The sequence below is a fragment of the Paraconexibacter sp. genome, from assembly GCF_041602235.1.
In the GTDB taxonomy this organism is placed as follows: Bacteria; Actinomycetota; Thermoleophilia; order Solirubrobacterales; family Solirubrobacteraceae; genus Paraconexibacter.
Genome location: NZ_JBFIGP010000343.1, coordinates 1 through 3,623 on the forward strand (window position 1 = coordinate 1; position 3,623 = coordinate 3,623).

5 protein-coding genes are annotated in these 3,623 nt (G+C 72.5%); 2 read left to right on the forward strand and 3 right to left on the reverse strand.

Going from position 1 to position 3,623, the window contains the following annotated elements; all coding sequences use genetic code 11:
• The coding region (locus tag ABYE80_RS18480) for a SpoIIE family protein phosphatase (protein ID WP_372791775.1) at nucleotides 1-973 on the forward strand (973 nt) is incomplete at its 5' end.
• A gap of 6 nt (nucleotides 974-979) precedes the next feature.
• Here ABYE80_RS18480 and ABYE80_RS18485 read toward each other — a convergent pair.
• The 3 genes from ABYE80_RS18485 to ABYE80_RS18495 all read right to left on the reverse strand — a co-directional run bounded on the left by ABYE80_RS18485 (nucleotide 980) and on the right by ABYE80_RS18495 (nucleotide 2,779).
• The gene (locus ABYE80_RS18485) at nucleotides 980-1,876 is read right to left on the reverse strand and encodes a mechanosensitive ion channel domain-containing protein (RefSeq protein WP_372791777.1); all 897 of its coding nucleotides are present in this window, start codon (nucleotides 1,874-1,876) and stop codon (nucleotides 980-982) included.
• Between the two features lie 71 nt (nucleotides 1,877-1,947).
• Nucleotides 1,948-2,319 carry an STAS domain-containing protein gene (locus tag ABYE80_RS18490; protein WP_372791778.1) on the reverse strand — a complete coding sequence of 124 codons (372 nt, stop codon included), beginning with the start codon at nucleotides 2,317-2,319 and terminating at the stop codon, nucleotides 1,948-1,950.
• A 43-nt stretch (nucleotides 2,320-2,362) separates the two neighbouring features.
• Entirely contained in the window at nucleotides 2,363-2,779 is a 417-nt protein-coding gene (locus tag ABYE80_RS18495) for an ATP-binding protein (RefSeq protein ID WP_372791780.1), read from the reverse strand.
• Nucleotides 2,780-2,992: 213 nt separating this feature from the next.
• Between ABYE80_RS18495 and ABYE80_RS18500 the strand changes: the two genes are divergently transcribed.
• Entirely contained in the window at nucleotides 2,993-3,271 is a 279-nt protein-coding gene (locus ABYE80_RS18500) for an HU family DNA-binding protein (protein WP_372791781.1), read from the forward strand.
• The last annotated feature ends 352 nt before the right edge of the window (nucleotides 3,272-3,623 follow it).

The window sequence follows — 3,623 nt, forward strand, 5'->3', positions numbered from 1 at the left end:
CCCGCTCACCGACGGTTGGCTGCTGGTGATCGGCGACGTGACCGGGAAGGGGGCCGCGGCCGCCTCCGTCACCGGCATGGCGCGCGGCGCGATCGAGGCAGCCGCGCTCGAGACGGGCTCGGCGGTCGGCGCGATCGTGCGGCTCGACGGACTGCTGGCGCGTCGTGAGGACCAGGCGCTGTGCTCCGTGGCCTGCGTCCACCTGCACGAAGGGCCGGAGGGGATGTCCGCCGACATCGTCCTGGCCGGCCACCCGCCGGTCCTCCTGCGCCGGGGCTCCGAGGTGGAGCCGCTCGGCACACCGGGACCGCTGCCCGGGGCGTTCCCGGGGTCGTCCTGGACCGCGCAGCACGTGGAGCTGCGGGACGGGGACGTCCTCGTGCTGCGGACCGATGGCGCGACCGACGCGGCGGGGGTGGACGGGCGGCTGGGGGAGGAGCGTCTGCGTCAGACCCTGCGCGAGCTCGAGGACGTCAGCGCGCAGCACGCCGTCGATCGCGTGCGGGACGTCGTGCTCGAGCACACCGACGGGCCCCAGCGCGACGACGTCGCCGTGCTCGCGGTGGAGGTCGGGGCGGGGGCGCGCTCCGTGCACATGGTGCTCGACGGGTCTGCCGCCAGCGTGGCGAAGGCCCGCCGCGTGGTCGAGACCCACCTCTCCGACGAGCTGCACGCCGAGACGCTCGGCCGCCTGCGGCTGCTGGTCAGCGAGCTCGCCACCAACGCCGTGAAGCACGGCGGCGACGGCAGCGTCCGCCTGACCCTCGGGTGGGACGCCACGGTCGTGCGGGCATCGATCGTCGACCAGGGGGCGGGGTTCGCGCTCCCGATCCCGCGCACGCGGTCGGCCCGGTCGCTTGACGACCTCGCCGAAGGGGGCTACGGCCTCGATCTTCTCGCGAAGATGGCGCAGCGCTGGGGGGTGGACGACGAGGGTGGGACGCGAGTCTGGTTCGAGCTGGACCGCCGGTGACGGGGGTCAGTCGTCCGGGTCGGAGCCGGGCGACTCGGGGCGCCCGACGAGGATGCTGTGCTCGGACGTGATCTCCCCGCGGGTCACGGACCGCAGGGCGGCCAGCACCTCGTCGGCCAGGCGCGCTCCGTCGGAGGACTCCCGCGGCGTCGCCGTCACGCGCACGACGACCTCCTCGTCGTCGATCTCCTCGAGCGAGATGTGCGGGGCGTCCCGGGTCTCGACGGTGACCGACTGGTCGAGCAGCGCCTGCACGTGGCTGGGGTTGACGTTCGGCTTCAGGCGCGCCAGCAGGTTGACGGCTGCCGGCTCGCGGAGCGGGATCACGGCGCAGGCGAGGACCACCGCGTTGGGGATCATCATCCTGTCGGCCCCGCGGACGAGCGACGTGTAGAGGAGCCCGAGGCTGCTGACGGTCCCCTCGATCGTCCCGGCGAGACCTCCGCCTTGCAGGCGCACGCGGTCGCCGACGCGGAACGGCTGGGCGCTGAGCATCACCGCGCCCGCGAACAGGTTGCCGAGCGTCTGCTGGGCGGCGAGGCCGACCACGACCGCGGTGAAGGCGCCGCCCACGGCGAGGGTCCGGGGCGGGATCCCCGCGATGCGCAGGGCGCCCCAGATCGCGACGCCGACGGCGATGAACCGGATGAGGAACTCCACGGTCCCCGCCGTCCCGGGATCCAGTCGCTCCAGCAGGCGCGGCCCGAAACCGCGGCCGATGTCCCGGGCCAGCCGCCATCCGAGCATCACCAGGAGGACGACGGTGACGATCTGGATCGGCTGATCCATGCCGAACCACTCGACGCGGCGGTCGTAGGCCAGCAGCGTCCCCGCGACGATGGGGCCGAGCAGGAGCGCCTCGTTGCGCGCGCGGCGGGCGCTCTGCCGGGCCTGCTCGCGCATGCGCGCGGAGGCTTGTACCGACAACCTCGGGACGACGTTCGGGCGGCGACGCACGGCCTCGACCGGACGGATCAGCGCGTGCGGATCGCGCCCGCGTCCCTCAGCGCCTGGAGCGCTTCAGCGCGTGTCCGGGCGATGGGGATCACCCCGTCGATGCCGGTGATCGCGAAGGTGTTGGCGGTCGTCTCGTCGGTGTTCACGATCGCCAGGTCGCCGCCGGCCGGGCGGACCCGCTTGGCGATCCCGATGAGGACGCCGAGCCCGGTCGAGTCCAGGAACCTCGTGTCGGTCAGGTCGACCACCACGCATTGCGCGCCGGCGTCGATGGCGTCGGAGGCCGCCTGCCTGAGGTCGGGGGCCGTGAAGAGATCGACCTCGCCGGTGACCGCGATCACGTGGACTCCGTCCTCGGTGATCTCTGAGCGAAGCTGGAAGTCGAACATCGGCGGTTGGGATGCTACCCGCCCGGTTCCCGGGCGAAACGGGTCAGTCATCCAGGCGGACGGACGGGCGCAGGAGGAACTCCATGCGCACCTCGGTCGCTCCGTCGGTGCGGCGGATGTCGAACGACTGGGCGAGGGCCCCGATGAGGCGCAGCCCCGCTCCTATGCCCTCTGAGGGCGCATCGGCGCGCATGCCTCCGCCGTGGTCGCGCACGACGACGGTGAGGGCGTCGTCGTCGGCTCTCGCCTCGATCTCGAGGGGGCCACCGGCGGTCTCGTAGGCGTGGACGACGACGTTCGCCACCGCCTCCGTGACCGCCAGGGCGATGGCGTTCCGGGCGCGCGGTTCCGCCCCCCGGCGCGCGGCGACATCGCCGATGGCGTGGCGCACGGCGGGCACGTTCTCGGGCAGGGCCTCGACCCGGAGGGAGAGGTCGGGGGAGGCGCGGATGGGTCGCACAACCAGGGCTTTCCCGCCCTGCGGCCTCCGAAACCCAGAAAGTGCCGATGGTCACTGGGGTTCTTTGGAATGCTGTCCGTCCGCGGAAGGGTCTAGGGTGCTCCACCGGTCCCGACCAGACGGGACTTGTATGTACACCCTGGGCCACCTCAGGCACCGGGAACACGGTGCTCGGGGAGTCCGGGCACCACGACCACAGCAGGAGGAAGCATCGTGAACAAGACCGAGCTGGCCCAGCACCTCGCAGAGAAGGCCGATCTGAGCGCGGGTGACGCGAAGTCCGCCGTCGACGGCATCTCCGCGATCCTCACCGAGACGCTCGCCCGTGGCGGCGAAGTGAACATCGCCGGTTTCGGCAAGTTCACCGTGGCGGAGCGCGGTGCACGCACCGGCGTCAACCCGGCGACCGGCGAGAAGATCCAGATCAAGGCCTCCAAGGCGCCGAAGTTCACCGCCGCCAAGGCGCTCAAGGACGCGGTCAACGGCCGCTAGGGCACACCTGCTTGCGGAGGGGGGTCGTCGCGCGTCTCGGACGTGCGGCGGCCCTTCGTCGTTCTGTGGCCGGGGGTGGCGTTCGGCCCCGGCCGGAGGTGACATCGTCGTTACGGGGCTCACGGCCGCGTAACGAACCCTCGAGCAGCGGTCGAGGGTTGGGGATGATGCGCCGATCGCAGGCGTGGCGGGTGATCGAGCGGTCACCGACCCCTCTCGGGCGTACTCTCGACCTCGGGTCGAGGGTTGCCGTCCCCGCGACCGCGGGTTGACAGAACCCGGTGGCCTAGACGTAGCTGCGGACCCGCACCACGGACGCGTCGTGCGCGCCTGCGATCCGGTCCGCCAGCTC